Origin of the sequence: Vibrio sp. 10N.261.51.A4 (assembly GCF_041471945.1) — a bacterium.
Classification (GTDB): Bacteria; Pseudomonadota; Gammaproteobacteria; order Enterobacterales; family Vibrionaceae; genus Vibrio; species Vibrio crassostreae_C.
In genome coordinates, this window is sequence record NZ_JBFRPJ010000074.1 from 13,787 (window position 1) to 34,720 (window position 20,934).

The window sequence follows — 20,934 nt, forward strand, 5'->3', positions numbered from 1 at the left end:
ATCTTTTTAAAATGGAGACATCAACATGTTTAAAATTATAAATGAAAAATTTGGAAATATTGACTCAGTCACATTAATAAACCACCAACATGGTATAGAACTTCAAATAATCAATGGATTTGGCGCTGTTATAAATAAATATATTGTCAACAACAGTCCATTCTCTTTTATTTGTGGTTATCAGAATTATGATGAACTGATCAACCAACACCCGTTCTTTTCCCGCAGTGCTAAATTATTCCCTTTTCCAAACCGTTTAAACTTAGGTCGTTACAGTTTCGATGACCAAAACCATCAACTCCCAGCTAACTTTCCTTGGTCTGATCACGCCGTACATGGCCTGCTCTACAACCAACCGTTTTCAATCACAAACAGCGTAGCCAATGAAGAGTCAGCCAGTGTGACGTTTCAGTATCAAACGTCGTCTTTGCATCCTGCTTTCCCGTTTGCTTTCAGCCTTGATGTCACCTTCACGATCGACGTCACGGGCAAGCTTACCTCTTCAACAACCGTGTCTAACCTTGGTGATTCAGCCTTCCCATTCGGTGATGCTTGGCACCCTTACTTTTCACTCGGTACGGAACTGGCACAATGCGAACTGTCCATGTCACCGTGTTCCGAAGTCATACATGTGAACGACCTACCCAATGGGGAAAAGCGCGCTTTTGACCGTTTGTCTTTGGGTGATTCATTCACCAATCAAAGCTTGAATCACTGCTTCGAATTTGATTCCAAAACAACCAATCAACTTACGTTTACACGTTCAGATTTGTCTGCCGCTATTCACTATCAACAAGATGCGAGCTACCCATTCGTTCAGCTATACACGCCCACGAGTGAGCAAAGTATTGCAATAGAACCAATGACTTGCCCTGCTGATGCATTCAATAACCAGATTGGCCTACTGACGCTTGCCCCGAACCAATCTCAAACCTTCATTTGGCAATGCCAAGCCACCTATCAACCAAAATAACCAAACGAAAGAGCAATAAAGGGCGCATAAAGCGCCCCTCTCTTTGTTAACCCAAAACCACTTCGATGATGTGCTCACCAGAGGTAAACACTGGCGCTTTATTACCTGAAATCAGGTCACCGTTAACCTTCATCTCAACCACACCCTTACACACGTTATTCGGGTTAGTGACATGAATATGATAAGTCGCACCACGGAACTGACGACGGACTTTAAATTCAGGCCACTCCGCCGGGATGCATGGGTCCACCAGCAAGCCATCCACTTCAGGTCGAACACCCAGAATCCACTGCGTACCCGCTACATATGTCCAAGATGAAGTACCAGAAAGCCACGCATTGCGTCCTAAACCGAACTGTTTATGCTCGTCACCCAAGATGTTTTGTGGGTAGCAGTATGGCTCAGACTCAAAGGTATCGATGTCGTCGTTCTTCGAAGCTGGGTTGATTTGACGGTAGTACTCGTAAGCACGTTCACCGTTGCCCATTTTAGCTTCTGCAATCATCACCCATGGGTTTGAATGGAGGAAGATTCCGCCGTTCTCTTTCGCGCCTGGTGGATACGTTGATACGCCACCTAGCTGTGGATCAAAACCGTTGTAGCCCGGTGTTGAAAGCTTGATGCCATTGGTGGTGTTTAGTTTGTTGTAAACCGAGTCTAGCGCTTGCGTTGCACGCTCTTGTGTGGCGAAACCAGAAATCACAGGCCAGCTTTGACCGTTGGTGTAGATCTGCCCTTGCTCATTTTTATGAGAACCAATCGGCAAGCCCTGCTCATCAAAATAACGAACAAACCATTCGCCATCCCAGCCACACTCATTCACCGTGCTCTGCATCTGTTGGTACTGATCTTTAAACTTAGCCATCAGTTGCGCTTCACCACGCAGCTCACACAAGTCCAACATGTCGAGCAATGCTTTGCCGTACATGTTCGCCACCATCATCGACTCAGCACCCGTTGGTAGGTTCACCGTGTCGTTCCAGTCAGCAAAACCTAGCAACGGTAGGCCATGCTCACCGGTGTTGGTGTACGTAAATTCAATCGCGCGGCATAGGTGATCCCAAACCGTTCCCGTTTCAACTGGGTTACCCGCTTTGTCTTTTTGATAGAACGGGATCTCTTTATTCAAGAAGTCTGCATTGCCCGTTTCTTTCACATATTGAGTCACCGCGTAGATGATCCACAGGTGATCATCACCGTAGTAATCAGGGCGATCTTCTTCTTCACGAGAGTCACCCGCGTTCGCTTCCATGGTTGATGGGAAGAACTGGTGCATCGCAGAACCGTTGGTGTTTTGCACAGACAACAGACGCTCGATAAACTCACGCGCCTCTTCCGGCATGTGAGTAATTACGCCTAAAGTATCTTGCGAAGAATCACGGAAACCGATACCTCGAGCACCATAGCCAAGCTGGTACAGAGACAGGTAACGAGACCAGTTTTTGGTTGTGTGGCATTGACGTGGGTTATGTACGTTAAGCATCGAGTTCATTGCCGGATCTGGCGTTTCAACCTGAACCGCTTGTAGGTAGCCATCCCAGTGTTCAGCCAGTTCAGCGAAAGCCGAGTCAACCACTTGGTGGTCGCGATATTTAGCTAATAGAGGCAATGCTACTTCTAGACTCTGTTCTTGTGCGATTTGTACAACAGTGCGTTCTGTCTGCTCCGGAGATAACCAACCAAGGCGAAGGTTAAGTGCACCAATGTTGTCGCCACGCAAACACTCGGTGTTGCCTAATTCATCATTGTTTAGTGCTTCTGGCGCTGCCCATGTACCGTAACCCAAATTGCCTAAGAACGATTGGCGATCACCATCAAACGACGTCGCAGGGCGATCCGCTGTCATCAGGTTTACTGCATAGTCACGCTTCATGAAAGCATACTGCTCAAGCACGGTATGGCCCGATTCTTGTTGGTGCGCTTTAAGCGTCATGGTCTGTGGAACCCAATCCGCATTCAATAGCTGCTTAAGTGCATCGAAGTGCGTGAATTCATACACAGGCACCACATCAACATGCAGCGCTTTGTCTGAAATGTTGGTGACCTTGATGTCTTGTAGCAGCACTTGGTCAGCTTTTGGTACAAAGAAGGTCGCTTCACAACGCACACCAAAGGCTTCTGTAATGATAGTGGTGTAAGACAAACCGGTGTGGTTTTCAAACTTATCAAGCGGCTTCAGAGTCGGCGTGTAAAAAGGTGAGAACACCTCTACGTTGCCCGCTTCATCACGCACTTTTAGGTAAAGGGTCGAGCCTTTAAAATCAGAGTTTGGCAGTTGTGCAATGTACTTAGTGATACGGTTGAGTGCCGGATCGCCCTTACACAACAGCACACCGCCGTTGCTATCAACAATGCCACCGAAATCTAATGTGCCGACATAGTTACACCATTTGATCGGTGTGCACGGTGTGGTTGCTACGTATTCTTTGTTTTTATCGTCAAAATATCCGAATTTCATCATCACTATCCCTAGCCCCTCCCAAATCAGGAGGAGCCAAAACAATTTGTCGTAAGTTAGTTGGTGTCAGCTCAATGGCTGAATTAAATTGACTGGCTAGCTTGTAATTGACTAGCTCGCTAGCGAGTTCTCACTCAGTGCGTCAAACAGGTGGAAAGCATCCAAGTCCAAGTAAAGTGTCAACTCTTTCACATCCACTTCAGCGGCTTGGGTTTCAACCATCAGCGGTTGACCACCAATTTCTGTTTTCAGAAGAATGCTCGCGCCAAGTAGTTCCTTGTCTTTAATTTTCACAGGGAATGGCAGTACGCGATCGTGGTCGACTTGCTCAGCACGAAGGTGGATATCTGTTGGACGAACACCAAAGTGAAGCGCTAAGTTTTTAGAGGCCAGAGACTTAAAGCGATCTGGCAGTGGGATATGAACATCGCCAAGTTCAACAAAGTATTCGCCTTCTTTTTCAATCAGTTTGGCTTCCAACATGTTCATTGATGGGTTACCAATGAATTGCGCGACAAACTTGTTAGCCGGGCGTTGGAACACTTCCGTTGGCGTACCAACTTGAGCAACATAACCATCTTTCAAGATCACGATGCGATCCGCCAATGTCATCGCTTCGATTTGATCGTGGGTCACGTAGATCGTGGTGGTTTTAAGCTCGCGGTGTAAGTGTTTGATCTCTTCACGCATCACGCCACGCAGTTTGGCATCGAGGTTAGATAGCGGCTCATCAAACAAGAACACTTTTGGTGTACGAACCATCGCACGGCCCATTGCTACACGCTGACGCTGACCACCAGAAAGCTCTTTCGGCTTACGACTAAGTAGTGGATCAAGCTCTAGCATTTTCGCCGCTTTTAAAACTTCTACGTCGATTTCCGCTTTCGGCATGCCCTTCAGTTTTAATGCAAAGGCGATGTTCTCGTAGACCGTCATGTGTGGGTACAGTGCATAGCTTTGGAATACCATAGCCAAGTCACGATCTTTAGCATCGACCTTGTTCATCACTTTGCCACCAACCACGATGTCGCCTGAGCTGATGCTCTCTAGGCCTGCAAGCATTCGAAGTGTGGTCGATTTACCACAGCCAGATGGGCCAAGGAAAACCACGAACTCACCGTCTTCAACCGTAAAATCAAACTCTTTTACAACCTCAACATCACCGAATGATTTCTTGATGTTTTTGAATTCTACTTTAGCCATTATCTGTTCTCCTCAGCGCGCTCTTGAAGCATGTTTCGGTACGCAATCGCGCTCTGTTTCAGTGTTCTTTCTTGGGTGGTGTAATCAACATGGACGATGCCAAAGCGTTGGCAGTAGCCGAATGCCCACTCAAAGTTATCCATCAGACTCCACGCAAAGTAGCCATCGACTTTCACACCCGCTTCAACTGCGTTGTGCACCGCTTCGATGTGGCCTTGGAAGTAACGAACACGTTGGTCATCCATCACTTGTCCGTTAACACGCTCGTCGTTACCTGCTGCACCATTCTCTGTAATGTAGATAGGCGGCATATTTTCGTAACGAGCATCCAGTCTTACCAATAAGTCGGTTAAACCTTGTGGGTTGATCTCCCAGCCGATGTAAGTGTGTTCAGCGTCAGTCTGTTTTACTGATTCAATGTCGCCGTTCTCGTTGAAGCGAGCGACATTGCGTGTGTAGTAATTGATACCGATGTAATCAACTGGTGCACTGATGATGTCTAGATCGCCTTCTAGAATCATCGGCATGTTCATCGCTTGGCGCTCGACAACTAGCTGTGGGTATTCACCTTTCAGTACAGGGTCGATGAACCAGTGGTAGTTCTCTGCTTCACAGTAGTCTGCAGCGCCTTGATCTTGCGGTGTCAGTGGGTAAGCCGGAGTCGCGTTAAATACCACACCATGCTTAGCATGAGGCGCGTTCTTACGAAGAATCGGCATTGCCAAACCGTGTGCCAGCATTAAGTGGTGAGACGCTAGGTAGCCCTCTTTCTCACCCTTGATGCCTGGCGCATGCTCGCCCCAACGGTAGCCCAAGAACGCAGACACAAACGGTTCGTTCAATGTTGTGTAAACATCAATCTTGTCACCAAAGTAGTTACTCACCACTTCTGCGTATTCTGCAAACTTGTAAGACGTTTCACGGTTCAGCCAACCACCTTTGTCTTCAAGGTATTGCGGCAGATCCCAGTGATAAAGCGTTACGTAAACCTTCATCCCACGAGCATGACACTCATCGATGATCTGCTCATAAAACTCTAAACCTTGCTGATTCACCACACCGTCTTGCGGCAGGATACGTGGCCATGCAATTGATAGGCGGTAAGCGTCAACGCCTAAGCCTTGAATCATCTCGATGTCTTGTTGCCACAGATGGTAGTGATCACACGCCACGTCACCATTGTCGCCGTTATCTACCTTACCCGGCTTCTTACAAAACGTGTCCCAGATAGACGGTGTACGACCGCCCTCTTCAACGCCGCCTTCAATTTGGTATGAAGATGTCGCGACACCGAATACAAATTCCTTACTGCGTAACTTTGAATCACTTGGAAGTTGAAATTTATTCATTGTTATAACCCTTAAACCTAACCTTTAACTGCGCCGGACGTTAAACCACTGATCATCTGTTTCGATGCGAACAGGTATGTAATCACAAGTGGTAAAATAGAAATTGTGGTACCTAGCATTACCGCGCCCCATGGCGTATTCGGAATACCTTGAACACTTCGTAGTGCTTGTGTGATGACGTAATTGTCAGGGTTGTTCAGCACCACAAGAGGCTGCATAAACATGTTCCAGAAGAAGACGAACTGCACGATAGCGAGTGTTGCTAGTGCTGGTTTCATCAGTGGCAGTACCACACTCCAGTACGTTCTGAACTCACCTGCGCCATCCAATTTCGCTGCTTCTAATAGCTCTTTAGGAATCGATGCAATCACGTGCTGACGCATCAAGAAGATGCCAAATGGCGTGGTTGTGAACGGTAGCCATACCGCCATGTGGTTATCCAGCAAGCCTAAAAATTTCACGATCATGAAGTAAGGGATCAGGCTAAGCACAGGCGGAATCGCCATTGAGCCAACCAGCATGCCGAACAACACGTTCTTTCCGCGGAACTTAAACACAGCAAATGCGTAGCCACCCATGCTACAAAACAGCAGCGAGATTGTGGTGCCTAAGAAAGCCACGTAAATCGAGTTAAACATCGCTTTCCAAAACGGCATGATTTCCAGCAGTTTTGCGTAGTTCACCATCAGGCTGTCGCCAATCGCAAAGCTGATGCCCGAGCCGAAGATCTCCGAACGGTCACGTGTTGAAAGCAGTGCTGACCACACAAATGGGAACACCGTAATGATTGCGGAAACAATCAGTAATATGCCGAGCATGACCATCAAGATCTTAGTCATGATGTACATGGTGCGTTCGCTTGGCATTAGGCCACTTAATGGTGAGGTATTTGTCTTAATTGATGTCGACATCTTAATGTTCCCCTAAGCCTTTCTTACCGAAGAATAAAAATTGAACCAAAGTACAAGACGCGATCAGTGCAAACAGAAGCCATGAAATTGCTGACGCTGTGCCCATTTCTAACCATTCCCAACCCACTTTGTAGAGGTACATAGAGATAGTTAAACCAGATTGACCCGTACCACCTGTACCACGCGTTAGAACGAACGGTTCTTCAAACATTTGCAGGTTACCGATGATGGTCATGGTGATTGCAAAGAAGATGAATGGACGAATCATTGGTAGTGAGATGTTCCAGAAGCGGCGGAAGGCATTCGCACCATCCATACGTGCAGCTTCTAAAATGTCTTTAGGAATCGTCATTAAACCTGTGGTGTAAAGGACGATGTTAAAACCGGTGTATTTCCAGAAAACCATGATCGCGATAGACGGCTTCACCATAGTGGCATCGTCTAACCAACGGATGGGTTGGAAATCGTTAACCCAAGCGAATGCCCAACCAAACAGCGTGCTATCGGCCAGAGCCATCAGCGTTTGGTTAATAATTCCTGAGTTAGGAGAGTACATATTGAAGAAAATCAGTGACGCTGCGACCGTTGATGTAATGAACGGTAGAAAGTACGCCGATGTTAGCCAGTGACGCATACGGTCACCCATTGAAACCAACATGTAAGCCACTGGAATAGCGACTAAGTGCTGAGCCACGCCTGAAGTGATTGCTAGCCAAAGCGTGTTCTTCAATGAACGCCATAGCCATGGGTCCGTTAAAGCAATGTGATAGTTCTCAAAACCAACGAACTCCATCGCATCCATGCCTCTTACTGGGTTCCACTCGTGGAACGACAGGTAAACAGAGAACAACAGCGGGAAGATCCCAAATACAGAAAAAATGATCAGAAACGGCAGAAGAAATCCATACGGTGTAAGCGCTTTCAAATTTAGACGAGAAAAAAGGCTTTTGTCCGCAGGTTCTATCGTTGTGCTCGCTGTATGATTCATAGTAACGACCTCTTAAAAAGGAAGCGCGTTATCCACGCTTCCTCACTTACTTAAAGTAAAAACAAATTAAAGATTACGCGTGCGACGCTTGATTAGACGCTCAGCCTCTTTAAGCGCTGTCTTGATGTCTTTGCCTTCATCAAGTACTTCCATCAAAGCGTTCTCTAAGATAATAGAACGTGCAACGTGGTCGCCTTGTGCTGGAGATACTGGTTTGATGTTCTGTGCCACTTCAGCAAACAGTAGACGGGCTTTTTGTCCGCCTAGGAATTCCATCTCTTCTTGGAAAAGCTCATCGTCATACGTGGTGATGTTCGCTGGGAAAGCAGCAATCGTTTCGAAGTGTTTAAGCTGTACTTCACGATCCGTCGTCATGTATTCAATAAGCGCCCAAGCTTCATCTGGGTTTTCTGATTGAGTTGGGATAGATAGGAATGAACCGCCCCAGCTGCCGTAGATACCATCAGGTAGGTTTTCTACTGCCCACTTACCTTTAGTTTCAGGAGCAATCCAGTTGTTTAGGTGACCAAGAAGCCAAGCGCCAGAAAGTTGAGTTGCAAATGTGCCGTTGCGGAAGCCTTCGTACCATTCGTTAGACCAAGCCAGAATGCGACCGTCTAAGCCTTTGTCGCGAATCTCTTTTGCTACTTCAAAAGCGTGAACAAAACGCTCTGATGTCACGACTGGGTTGCCATCTTTATCGAAGTACAGACCTTCACCTTCAGGAACCGTCGTAAAGATAATCGCTTGTGCCACGTCGGCTGCCGAAGCGATAAGTTGTACGTTTTGCTCTTTCAGTTTTTCACCAGCAGCGATGTATGAGTCCCAATCTTTGATTGCGTCTTCTACATTAATGCCTGCTTTTTCGAATACGTCAGTGCGGTAGTACATAACGCCAGGACCAAGGTCGACAGGGATTCCGTACATATCGCCATCAGCGCCTTTGCCCTGTGCCCATGCGTAAGGTGCGAATCGTTCTTCGTACTTATCTGCACCGTAGTTTTCAGACAAGTTAACTAGGCCGCCAGAACCCACGAATGGACCAATTTTCTCAACGTCCACAACAATCACATCACCCGCACCAGAACCCGTTGCAAGGTTCGTTGTCAGTTTCGTGTGGTGGTCACCGTGGTTGTTCATAAGGTAATCAACTTTGATACCCGTTTCCTTTTCGAAATCAGGCAGTAATACCTTCAGGCTGCTATCGAAATCAGGGAAACCGTCGAAACGAATTTCTTTGTCTGCTGCATTTGCAGCTGTTGTACCTAATCCTAAAGCAACCGCGCATGAAAGCGCTAAGGTCTTAAATTTCATGTTCTATCCTTAATATTTTTATAGGGTAACTGGTAAATCCGATACCGAGTTTCTAGTGACCAACGTCGGCAGCAATTTAAAGTTCACGTCATGTTTTATTTTCTTTAGCTTTTGCAGAGTGAGCTGCACAGCTTCAATGCTCATCTCTTCAATGGGGAAATTAATGGTGGTCAAACTAGGGGTCAGATAGCGCGCGAAGATGGTGTTATCGAAGCCCACCAGTGATACATCTTTCGGAACTGACAGCCCCTCTTGATGCAGCACCTCAAAGGCGCCAAATGCCATGTGATCATTCGAAGCAAATACTGCGGTGAAATGACACTTACGATTCATCAGCTTCTTCATAGCACTGATGCCCGTCTCTTCAGTAAAGCCCGCTTCCGAGACTAAGGCTTCATCGTATGGCACACCCGCTTCTTCCAAGGCCTTTCGATACCCCTGCAAACGCCCCCTAGCGTCTGCTTTATCTAAAGGCCCGGTAATACACGCGATATCTGTATGTCCCTTTTGCAAAAGATATTGAGTAGCGAGTAGCCCCCCGACTTCGTTATCAATATCAATGCAACTCATCGCCATTTCTGGGATGAAGCGGTTAATTAAAACCACAGGGGTCCCCTGTTCTTCCAATTCAATTAAATAGTCATCACTGAGCAGTTGAGTATGAAGAATCAAAGCATCGACACGACGCCCCAACAGAAACTCCACCGACTCGCGCTGCCCTTGTTCGGTGTTCGAACCCGCTGTAACCACTGCGTGGTAACCGAAGCGGCGTAGGTTTTCCTCTATGCAATGCAAGATGCCTGAATAGAAAGATCCGCCAAGTTCTGGAACAACAACGCCAACACTACCGGTACGACTTGACGCCAAAGCTTGAGCGATAGAGTTCGGGCGATAACCCAATTCTTTGATCGCTTTTTCAACCTTTAACTTCTTGTCATGACTGACTCTGCTAGTGCCATTAATAACTCTAGACACTGTCGCCTGAGACACACCTGCATGTTCTGATACGTGTTTAATTGTTGCCACTCGAACCTCGATACTTCATTAGCTTGTAACCGCTTACAAAACGATTATTAAGAAATTACGTTTTAGTTGAAGTGAGTGTCATCACACTAAAGTTGGAGGTAAAAAGGCCAGTTGTGGAAATCATGAAAGCGCTTACAGATTAACTTCACGCCATGAAACTGTTTCATGGGATTATTGTTCATATTATCAAGATGGCGCTCGGTTACTTGTTCGTCAGATCAAACAAGTCCGCCTAAATCCATTTTTTGAAAACGTCATTTGATGATGAATCCGCAACTGACGGCAATATACACGGGGAAAGTGACCTTGTTATTTCAATGGCCTTTCGAAATTGTATGAGAACATTTCATCTCATGAGCACTCACATTAATGCTCCGTTGACCCGACACAAAAATGCCCAGCAAAAGCTGGGCATGGAAGAGCGTAGAGTCTCCTCTAAACCGTATTTTCTGATTGATCGGCGAGCTTAAACTCTTGAGTTAGTGAGAATTGCTGTTGCGACATGATTTCTAATTGCTGACCGTGGGAAAAGAGTACCTGTGAACGCTGGGAGTTTTCTTCTGCCAATTCATGTATCTGGCTGATACTTTGCGTCACTTGGGACGCGACAACTTGATGCTCTGTGGTCGCCGTTGCGATCTGATGGCTTCTTTGTTCGACTTCATTGAGCAAGCCATACACGGTCGATATGGATTGATTCACTTCACCCGTTTGCTCAACACATTGCGCCATATCTGCAACGCACTGATTGATTTGTTCCACAGCCAATTTAGAACTGTTTTGAAGCCGTTCAATTTTATGGTGAATCTCTTGCGTTGATGCATTGGTTTTTGCGGCTAACACTCTCACTTCGTCGGCGACCACAGAGAACCCTCGACCTTGCTCGCCAGCACGAGCGGCTTCAATGGCTGCGTTCAATGCCAACAAGTTAGTTTGTTCTGAAATACCGGAGATCACATCAAGAATAGAACCAATGCTGGCACTCTCTTTCTCAAGTTTGTCGATTGTGCTTGTTGATTCTGCCAACTTACTTTCCAAAACGCCCATTAGGTCAACATTCTTGCCCATGGTTTGTTGCCCTGCGCTTGAACTGGTGACAGCCGATGTCACCAGTGTCAGGGTTTGGTTGGCCGCTTGAGTTATTTCAGTCACGGAACATTCGATCTGTTCCATAGCCGTAGCCACCATTACGGTTTGATTGGTTTGGTCTAACATCGCCTCACGCAATGAACCACTGGTACTTTGATTCTCTAGAGACGCTTCTTTTAAATGCAGCGATGATTGGCGCATGTTTTCAATCACGTGTGTTAAGTGGCTGATCACCAAATTGACCTTGTCACTCACTAAACCAAATTCATTATTGGCTTGATATTGAACCTGAGAACTTAGGTCTTTGTTGGCGACTTGGTCTAACGCACCTTGTACCAATTTACTTGGCTTACGGATGCCTTTTGCGATGTTAACGCCTATCAAAAGCGCAATCAGAACCGATGCAGTCGAAATAATTACCTGCATCAAAAGCGCTTGATTGGATGATTCCATCGACTCTTGATACAGGTTTGTTGCGGTGTGTTCGGCGTACGTAGAAAGTTCGTCGAAGTACCCTAGCTGCACATCAATCGCCTGTTCAACCTCAACTCTCTGTTCGGTTATCGACTCATGCAACTTAACGGTTTCCATGTGCGTCGACACTGAGCCTTGCGCTGAAAAGGCATGGGAAGCGAGCAGTGACAAAGACTGCTTGCTCCGCCGCACTAAAGCCGGATCCTGCGCCTCCAAATTGGCAACAGCCTCTTTAAATCGCTCGTGACGACTTTGTAGGCGACGCTCTACTCCACGAACTTCCGATGACGTTTGCAGTGAAAACGCCTCATTGGCTTCTGCCGCAATCAAACTCAATTGAACCAGTAATGCTTCTACTGCTTTTTGCGTTCCATCTGAGCTCGCGCTCGCCAGTTGATTCACCAAGGTATTGTTGAGTTGACCCACTACCGATTGAAATTGTGCCTGCTCCATCGAACCTAGGTCTTTAGTATCCAAATAAGAAACGTATAAGTTTAAGGTCTGGTCTATCTTATCGATGGTGGCAACGCCCGTTTCATCGATATTCTGGAGTATAGATTCAAGAGACGACCCTGTTGTGCTCTTGCCTTCAAACCAATTCAATTGCTGCTGATATTGCTCGATGTTGTTTACAACGACTTGTTTGAGTGGCTCTAACTCATCAACATAATCCGCGGATAAATAAGGAATGGAGCTTCGATTAATATCCAAAAAACGAATAGTAAGCGTGGAAGATTGGAGCATTAAAGGGGTGGCTTGTTGAGTGATGGTTTCGATGTGTGAGGTTATGTTCTTATTGCTGCTAATACTCAACCATGCGCTACCCAGCATGATCACGATCAGCGTGAAGAAACCTAAATAAACTCGAGACACAATGGAAGAAAGTCTCATCGTTATTCCTTGATCTAGTGGCGAAAAAAAGGGCACATAAAATGTGCCCAAGAATGGAGTTATTTAACGTGCCCTAATCAATCTGCCTTTAGGGCTAAAATGGACAGTATGTACTTACTATTTGTAATGTATGGCTATTTCAACATGAACGCTTTGAAAATATGCCTAATTCAAAGAGCTGCTGTTTCTAGCTTGTGATTACCACCAAGCTTCAAACATCGCACCGAATGACAATGTATCTACATTACCATTGTCTTTTGGAGCGCCTTTTGTCTCTACATCACCCACAGTTGTGTAGAAGCGAAGCATTGGACGACTCCAAGGTAAGCCACCTAGAGAAACGTTCTGAGACAGAGTGACTTTCCACGCGTTCTCTTCACCGCCGTCATCGTAATCAACCATACCGTAGCCAGCTTCTAACCATGTAGAGTGAACATCATCCCATTGGTATTGTGGACGAACGATACCCGCGTATTCCGTATTCTCACGATCTAAGTCTGAGCCAGAATTGTCTTTGTAAGACACTAAGTAATCGATGATGAACTGTTCAGATGCCGCGTAGCTACCCTCAACACTTGCATACAAAGTCTGGTAATCACCTTTAAGGTCATATACCGATGAATCTGCACCGTCACCGTACTTAACAACTAACTTGTTAGACGCACCCAAGCCTAATGTTGCACCTACTAGATATGCCGTTTCATCACTGACTTTTTGTCCTTGAGTCACGACAGGCTGCATTGAATCTGTCACAGGATCGTATACGTACTCAGTCGTCGTAGACGTATCCGCTTCGCTCGATGCAAAACCGTAGTTCGCGTAAAAATCCAGATTACCAATACCTGCGTCAATACTGTGTAGCTTCGCGGTTACAGCGTATCGACCATTATCATTGACGAGGCCGCCTTTCACTTGGCCAACAAAGCCCATGTCTAGCTTGGCACCGCCGAAATCTAGGTTGTTAAAACCAGCGCCTTGACCATCATGTGTCATCCAGAAGTAATCGTTCAAACCTTGTTGCGGACGTTGATGGAAGTCACGACCAGCCCACATGTACAGCTCAGGCTGGCTTTCAAATACATTGGTTACACCTGCGTACATTTTTTTCATGCTCAGGCCGCCGTCATCAGCCCAAGCGTCTGCTTCCCAGTGGTCAGCCATGAATACGATGTCCCAGATAGCGCCGTTGTCAGCTTGGAAAAGCTTAGCTAACTGAACCTCACCACCGTTGGCTTCGTTACCCAAGCGACCAACAGAGCGACCAGTTGAACCGATGTCTACGTAACGCTCATCACCGCTCTTGTAGTGAGCGCCGTAACGAGCATAACCAGAGAAGACGATGCCTTCTGGCACCTTAGTTTCTGCAGTTAGGACAGCGGGCTGTTGATCGTTAACATAATCAATATCCACAACTTTAGATTCTAACTCTTGAATTCGTTTTTCTAATGCTTCGATATCAGTATCAGCAGCAAAAGAAGAGAGTGAAGCAAGCGACGCCGCCACTGCGACTGTTATTGGCAAAAGCTTAAATTTTTGCATTGTAATTCCCTATTATTTTTTTGAGTTTTCATCGAACAGGGAAATATTAAGCAATGAAAGAGTTGAAAAGTTGGTCGCTGTTCACACTGATAAATCAGCTTAAATGCCATGAAACTTTTAGAAAATTCACGGAGAAAACTACTGCATTGAGATCAATAATTTATGAACAAAAATGCGTGAAATATCAGCTTGAAATCGCTTTCATTTCATCAGTAATGGTGGCGGCTATCACGGAAAACAGAGTGTGAAAGTGAAGGAAATACGATGCAGCTTTGATTGGTTTTCATATATATGAAAAGCCTCAAAATCTAAGGCGGATTTTGAGGCTTTTTGGTCTGAGTAAAATACCCAGTTATCTAAAATCAAGTATTCGCTAAAATGAATCTAGGGACTCAATTCCCATATTGAACAGGGTAAATGCGTAGATATCAGCAGTGAGATCGATCGCTTTACTCAGCGGCATTCCAGCACCATGGCCCGCATTAACATCGATACGAATCATCACGGGCGCTCCGCCTTCATGCTTATCTTGCAGCTCTGCAATGAATTTATAAGAGTGAGCAGGTACCACGCGATCATCGTGATCAGCTGTAGTAACCAATGTCGCAGGGTAATCCGTGCCACGCACCACATTATGAACCGGAGAATAGCCAAGCAGATATTCGAACATCTCTCTGTTCTGCGCTGATGTACCGTAGTCGTACGCCCAGCCTTCGCCAGACGTGAATGTGTGGTAACGCAACATGTCCAACACACCAACCGCAGGTAAAGCCACTTGGAAAAGCTCTGGCCTTTGAGTCATACAAGCGCCTACCAGCAAGCCTCCGTTAGAACCGCCGCGAATCGCCAACTTATCGCTACTGGTGTAGTTTTCTTCAATTAAGAACTCGGCAGCAGCAATGAAGTCGTCAAAGACATTCTGCTTTTTCTGCTGAGTTCCCGCTTTGTGCCACGCCTTACCATACTCACCACCGCCACGCAGGTTCGGCACCGCATATACGCCACCCAGTTCTAGCCAACTGCCAACCGTGCCCGAGAAAGAAGGCGTTAGGCTAACGTTAAAGCCGCCATAAGCGTACAACATGGTTGGGTTACTACCGTCTAGTTTTAATCCCTTTTTGTAAGAGATAAGCATCGGAACCTGTGTACCATCTTTTGAGGTATAGAAGACCTGTTTAGACTCAAATTTATCCGATTCAAACGGAGACTCAGAGCGCTGATAGATTTCAGAATTGCCTGATTCGACATCGAAAGAGAAAATCGTTGGCGGCGTTACATAGTTGGTAAAGGTGTAATAAAGCTGAGTTTGCTCGTTTTTTCCACCTAAGCCACTGGCCGTTCCCAGCCCAGGCAAATGAATGTCACGAACTAGGTTACCTTGGTAATCCAACTGCTCAACCTTAGACACCACATCCACCATGTAGTGAGCAAACAAGTAGCCACCACCCGTGCTGATATCCAATGGCTGTGGCTTTTCAGGGATGATTTCGAGCCATTTCCCATCGTGAGTATCAAAGCTCACCACCTTGCCATTAGGCGCATCAAGATTTGTGTATAGAATGAAGGTCTCATCTTGGTTATCAATGAGATAAGTGTCGCTATCCACATGATCAATCAACGTATTCAGCTTTTGTTCTGGTGAATTTAAATCGATATAGAACAATCTATTACCCGATGTCGACTCTCGCCCTAGAATGATCAAGTAACGGTCGTCTTCAGTGGTGTAGCCCGACACATAACGGTGTTGTTCAGCGTTGCTCTCACCAAAAATTACCTTGTCGCTAGCTTGCTCTGTACCCAATTCATGGAAGTAAAGTTTGTGCTGTTCGGTACGTGCAGAAAGCTGGCTGCCGTCAGGCTTGTCGTAGCTAGAATAATAGAAACCGCGATTGCCTAACCAAGAGATGCCGGTAAATTTGGCGTCAGTGATTTCGGCTTCGAGCTGCTGCTTAGTCTCGGTATCGATAACAAAGATCTTACGCCAGTCGCTTCCGCCCTCTGAAATGCTGTACGCCACCAAGCTGTAATCTTTAGAAAACGACACCGAACCCAGTGATGTCGTGCCATCTTCCGAGAAAGTATTCGGATCTAGGAATACTTCAACCTGCGAGCCTTCTTTCTCACGATAGAGAATGCTGTGATTTTGCAGGCCATCATTCTTATAGAAATAGGTGTAATCCCCTCGCACAAATGGCTGTGAGCTCTTTTTGTAGTCTTGCGCTTTCGCCAATCGATCTCGCAGTTCTGCGCGATACGGGATTTGAGCAAGGTAATCAAACGTGACTTCATTTTGACTTGCCACCCACTGCGCGGTCTCGTCACTTCTGTCGTCTTCTAGCCAACGATATGGGTCTTCGATTATCTGACCAAAGTAGTCATCGCTGACGATCTGTTTATTGGTGATTGGATATGGATACTCTTTTAAATAGCTCATCGTGATCCTTATTAAAAATAGTGAGAAATCGTCAAGTAGCGCGTTCTGATATGTTCAATCAATAACTTAATCTTGTTTGGTGGCTGGCGAGTAAAAGGGTACACCGCATAAATTCCCAACTTTTTGCCTACCAAATCAGGGAAGATATCCACCAGCTGACCATTGCGAATGTCGTGATAAACCAGACAACGTGGTACGTACGCCACACCATGCCCACCCAGCGCCGCTTTTCTTAACGCGGTCGCATTGTCAGTCGAAAAAGAGCCAGAGACGCGCACGATGTATTTGTCGTTGTCGGTACAGCCATCCTTACTGTGTAAAAACTGCCATTCACTGGCACCTGTCGTTTGATAAGCGTATTGCAAGCAATTGTGATCGACCAAATCCTTGGGCTGCATCGGCTTACCGTTCTTAGCGATATAAGATGGCGAGGCACACACCACCCATTGTGAATCCAATATATGACGGGCAATTAAGCTGGAATCTTCCAAGTAACCGGTTCGAATGACCAAGTCGAGACCATCCTCAACCAAATCAACAAATCGATTGTTAAGAGACATATCGACCGTTAAACCTGGGTGCATATTACAAAACTCGGCAACAGCGTCTGCGAGAATCAAATCTCCGGAGATAGTAGGTACTGACATTTTGATATGACCACTAACATTTTCACCAAAGCCTGAAACTGCGTCCATAGCCTCTTGAGCCGCCTGCTTCACATTTTTGGCCCCGTGTAACATTGCCTTGCCCGCCTCAGTCAAGGTCAATTTACGCGTGGTTCGATATAATAATTGCACGCCAATCTCTTCCTCTAAACGCGCAATTCTTTTACTAACTACCGAATTTGTAAGGTTATTTTGCTCTGCCACCTTACTGAAGCTGCCTAGTTCTACCACCTGTGAAAACAGGATCAAATCGTCTGCTCGCATCTGATTATGCCAATTTTGGAATTAATTATTTTCATTATTTCCCTATATCAATAAAAAATAAAGGGGTAAATTCACGCCAAATTAACAAAACAATTACAAAAACAGTCATTCCAATTACAAGATTCGCCTAAAGAAGGTTCCCGTTTAGAGGCCAAAGCGATTCAAATAATGACAAACCATAACGTGATCTTTACTTCAAACATGAACGTTTGAAAACAGTACGAGGAAGTACCCATGAGTGAAACTCTACTAGCCCTATTGGCATTTTCACCAATAGTTGTTGCAGCGATTCTGCTGGTTGGCCTTAACTGGCCTGCAAAAAAAGCGATGCCTGTGGCATTTGCCTTAACCGTTGCTATCGCCCTACTTGCTTGGGACATGTCTGGCACTCGCGTGCTGGCTTCTGTATTCCAAGGCTTCGGCATTACAGTGTCGGTTCTCTGGATTGTGTTCGGCGCCATCTTCTTATTAAACACTTTGAAACACACCGGAGCTATCACCACCATCCGCAACGGATTCACTGATATATCCGCTGACCGTCGTGTTCAAGCAATCATCATTGCTTGGTGTTTCGGTTCATTCATTGAGGGCGCATCTGGCTTCGGCACACCAGCTGCCATCGCTGCACCACTGCTGGTTGCTATCGGCTTCCCTGCGCTGGCTGCGGTACTGATGGGCATGATGATCCAATCTACGCCAGTATCATTCGGCGCGGTTGGTACACCTATCATCGTTGGTGTGAACAAAGGATTGGACACGCACAACATCGGTGAAAGCCTGATTGCTCATGGCTCAACATGGGATGCTTATCTACAACAAATCACGTCAAGCGTTGCGCTAATTCATGCTTCTGTTGGTGTGATGATGCCTGTATTGATGGCAATGATGCTGACTCGCTTCTTCGGTAAGAACAAAAGCTGGACTGAAGGTTTAGATATCCTGCCGTTCGCACTGTTCGCAGGTGCTGCTTTCACTATTCCTTACGCACTAACAGGTGTTTTCCTAGGCGCTGAATTCCCATCACTGATTGGTGGTTTGGTTGGCCTTGCGATTGTGGTTACTGCAGCAAAACGTGGCTTCCTCGTACCAAAATCAAAATGGGATTTTGAGAGCGAAGACAAGTGGCCTGCAGAATGGCTAGGTTCTCTGAAAATCGACCTTGACGACAACAATCAAGGCCATAAGAAGATGAGCATGGCGATGGCATGGGCACCATACGTGCTGCTAGCGGTGACCTTGGTTGCGAGCCGCGTGAGCCCTGAATTCAAAGGCCTACTGAAGAGCGTTAGCCTATCGTTCAGCAACATCCTTGGTGAAACCGGTGTGAGCACTGCGATTCAGCCTCTGTATCTACCGGGCGGTATCTTGGTCTTCGTCGCGCTGGTTGCTGTTCTCATGCAATCTCGCAGCGCAACGCCACTGGCTAAAGCCTTCGGTGAATCGAGCAAGACTCTGATTGGCGCAGGCTTTGTGTTGGTGTTCACCATCCCAATGGTTCGTATCTTCATTAACTCTGGTGTGAACGGCGCAGATTTAGCAAGTATGCCCGTAACCACGGCAAACTTCGCAGCTGACCTCGTTGGTAGCGCATTCCCAGCATTGAGTGCAACGGTTGGTGCGTTAGGTGCCTTCATTGCAGGTTCGAACACAGTTTCAAACATGATGTTCAGCCAGTTCCAATTCGAAGTAGCGCAGACTCTGACTATCTCTAGTGCGGTGGTTGTTGCTCTACAAGCCGTTGGTGCAGCAGCAGGTAACATGATTGCGATTCACAACGTGGTAGCGGCATCAGCAACTGTTGGCTTGCTAGGACGCGAAGGTGCAACCCTACGTAAGACAATCATTCCAACGTTCTACTACTTGGTGATGACAGGCATCATCGGCCTAGTGGTTATCTACGGATTCAAAATGACCGACGCACTTATGTAAACCATAAGTTGTTCAAAAGCACTTGGCGTTAATACTCAATTCCCCGACAGCGACACCGTCTAATAAGACAGTTGATGAGTTCCGGGATGGATACTAGAGCACATCAACACCCATGGGTATTAACGCCATTTTCCCGAATTAAAGCAGCCCAAACCAAGCTCTCAAAGAAGAGCAACATCCCAAGAATTTAGGACTGAAATTATGATCATATCCGCATCGACTGATTACCGCGCCGCAGCAAAAGCGAAATTACCACCGTTTCTTTTCCACTACATTGATGGTGGCTCTTACGGAGAACATACCCTACGTCGCAACACGGCTGACCTAGCTGAGATTGCGCTAAAACAACGCGTACTCAACGACATGTCGGACCTAAATTTGGAAACCGAACTATTTGGCGAGAAGCTAGCGATGCCAATCGCACTGGCGCCTGTTGGTTTAACGGGTATGTACGCAAGACGCGGTGAAGTACAAGCAGCAAAAGCCGCCGACAACAAAGGCATCCCTTTTACCATGTCGACCGTGTCGGTATGTCCGATTGAAGAAGTTGCACCTAAGATTGAACGCCCAATGTGGTTCCAACTTTACGTGTTAAAAGACCGTGGCTTCATGAAGAACGTTCTTGAACGCGCTAAAGCCGCTGGCGTCACAACACTGGTCTTCACCGTGGATATGCCCGTACCCGGCGCTCGCTACCGTGACATGCACTCAGGAATGAGTGGTCCAAATGCAGCAGTACGCCGCGTATTCCAATCTATGCGTCATCCTAGCTGGGCAGTTGATGTCGGCTTACTGGGTAAACCACACGACCTAGGCAACATCTCTACTTATCGTGGTTCTCCTACCAAGCTGGAAGACTACATCGGTTGGTTAGGTGATAACTTCGACCCGTCGATTTCATGGAAAGATCTAGAGTGGATTCGTGATTTCTGGGACGGTCCAATGGTCATCAAGGGCATTCTTGATGAAGAAGATGCAAAGGATGCGGTGAGATTTGGCGCAGACGGCATTGTGGTTTCAAACCACGGCGGCCGCCAGCTTGACGGCGTTCTATCAAGTGCCAAAGCGCTGCCTTCGATTGCTGATGCAGTTAAAGGCGACACCAAAATTCTGGTCGACTCTGGCATTCGTACTGGCTTGGATGTGGTTCGAATGATGGCATTGGGCGCAGACTGCACCTTGCTTGGCCGTTCTTTCGTTTACGCATTAGCAGCGCAAGGACAAGCCGGCGTTGAGAATCTACTCGACCTGTACGACAAAGAGATGCGCGTTGCGATGACATTAACAGGCGCGAGGACAATCAAAGACTTAACTCGTGAATCTTTGGTGGGGTTAGATTAAATCTCCACGATTCAGACTCATGCTTTGGTCTACTTAGGCTGAAGTTCAATCGGTGTCACAGCAATTCCACTGCCGTTGTGACACCG

Annotated in this window: 14 protein-coding genes; 3 read left to right on the plus strand and 11 right to left on the minus strand. The window is 46.5% G+C overall.

The window, feature by feature from the left end; all coding sequences use genetic code 11:
- Positions 1-25 precede the first annotated feature (25 nt).
- Positions 26-973 carry an aldose 1-epimerase gene (locus tag AB4384_RS16525; protein ID WP_372129830.1) on the plus strand — a complete coding sequence of 316 codons (948 nt, stop codon included), beginning with the start codon at positions 26-28 and terminating at the stop codon, positions 971-973.
- 46 nt (positions 974-1,019) lie between these two features.
- Here AB4384_RS16525 and AB4384_RS16530 read toward each other — a convergent pair whose 3' ends face one another.
- The 11 genes from AB4384_RS16530 to AB4384_RS16580 form a co-directional block, all read right to left on the minus strand.
- Positions 1,020-3,434 carry a GH36-type glycosyl hydrolase domain-containing protein gene (locus AB4384_RS16530; RefSeq protein ID WP_372129831.1) on the minus strand — a complete coding sequence of 805 codons (2,415 nt, stop codon included), beginning with the start codon at positions 3,432-3,434 and terminating at the stop codon, positions 1,020-1,022.
- A gap of 108 nt (positions 3,435-3,542) precedes the next feature.
- A complete protein-coding gene (locus AB4384_RS16535; RefSeq protein WP_333008087.1) occupies positions 3,543-4,634 on the minus strand; it encodes a sn-glycerol-3-phosphate ABC transporter ATP-binding protein UgpC in 1,092 nt (363 codons plus the stop codon).
- A complete protein-coding gene (locus AB4384_RS16540) occupies positions 4,634-5,983 on the minus strand; it encodes a GH1 family beta-glucosidase (RefSeq protein ID WP_261886635.1) in 1,350 nt (449 codons plus the stop codon). Before AB4384_RS16540 ends, AB4384_RS16535 begins: the two co-directional genes overlap by 1 nt.
- A 17-nt stretch (positions 5,984-6,000) precedes the next feature.
- Positions 6,001-6,849 (minus strand): carbohydrate ABC transporter permease, encoded by an 849-nt coding sequence (locus tag AB4384_RS16545; protein WP_017061568.1) that lies wholly within the window; start codon positions 6,847-6,849, stop codon positions 6,001-6,003.
- A gap of 46 nt (positions 6,850-6,895) precedes the next feature.
- Positions 6,896-7,882: a carbohydrate ABC transporter permease gene (locus tag AB4384_RS16550; RefSeq protein WP_102398449.1), complete on the minus strand. Its 987-nt coding sequence runs from the start codon at positions 7,880-7,882 to the stop codon at positions 6,896-6,898.
- Positions 7,883-7,948: 66 nt separating this feature from the next.
- The gene (locus tag AB4384_RS16555) at positions 7,949-9,196 is read right to left on the minus strand and encodes an ABC transporter substrate-binding protein (protein WP_009846151.1); all 1,248 of its coding nucleotides are present in this window, start codon (positions 9,194-9,196) and stop codon (positions 7,949-7,951) included.
- A gap of 18 nt (positions 9,197-9,214) precedes the next feature.
- A complete protein-coding gene (locus AB4384_RS16560; RefSeq protein WP_012601182.1) occupies positions 9,215-10,222 on the minus strand; it encodes a LacI family DNA-binding transcriptional regulator in 1,008 nt (335 codons plus the stop codon).
- 435 nt (positions 10,223-10,657) lie between these two features.
- Positions 10,658-12,676: a methyl-accepting chemotaxis protein gene (locus tag AB4384_RS16565; RefSeq protein WP_372129832.1), complete on the minus strand. Its 2,019-nt coding sequence runs from the start codon at positions 12,674-12,676 to the stop codon at positions 10,658-10,660.
- 198 nt (positions 12,677-12,874) lie between these two features.
- Positions 12,875-14,215 carry a carbohydrate porin gene (locus tag AB4384_RS16570; protein WP_372129833.1) on the minus strand — a complete coding sequence of 447 codons (1,341 nt, stop codon included), beginning with the start codon at positions 14,213-14,215 and terminating at the stop codon, positions 12,875-12,877.
- A gap of 373 nt (positions 14,216-14,588) precedes the next feature.
- Complete coding sequence (locus tag AB4384_RS16575; RefSeq protein WP_372129834.1) at positions 14,589-16,649, minus strand: prolyl oligopeptidase family protein; 2,061 nt, start codon at positions 16,647-16,649, stop codon at positions 14,589-14,591.
- A gap of 11 nt (positions 16,650-16,660) precedes the next feature.
- A complete protein-coding gene (locus AB4384_RS16580) occupies positions 16,661-17,578 on the minus strand; it encodes a LysR family transcriptional regulator (protein ID WP_372129835.1) in 918 nt (305 codons plus the stop codon).
- 234 nt (positions 17,579-17,812) lie between these two features.
- Between AB4384_RS16580 and AB4384_RS16585 the strand changes: the two genes are divergently transcribed.
- Together AB4384_RS16585 and lldD are read left to right on the plus strand one after the other, a co-directional pair.
- Positions 17,813-19,507, plus strand: a complete 1,695-nt coding sequence (locus tag AB4384_RS16585) for an L-lactate permease (RefSeq protein ID WP_017061561.1) — start codon at positions 17,813-17,815, stop codon at positions 19,505-19,507.
- Between the two features lie 201 nt (positions 19,508-19,708).
- A complete protein-coding gene (gene lldD, locus AB4384_RS16590) occupies positions 19,709-20,848 on the plus strand; it encodes an FMN-dependent L-lactate dehydrogenase LldD (RefSeq protein WP_065583579.1) in 1,140 nt (379 codons plus the stop codon).
- The last annotated feature ends 86 nt before the right edge of the window (positions 20,849-20,934 follow it).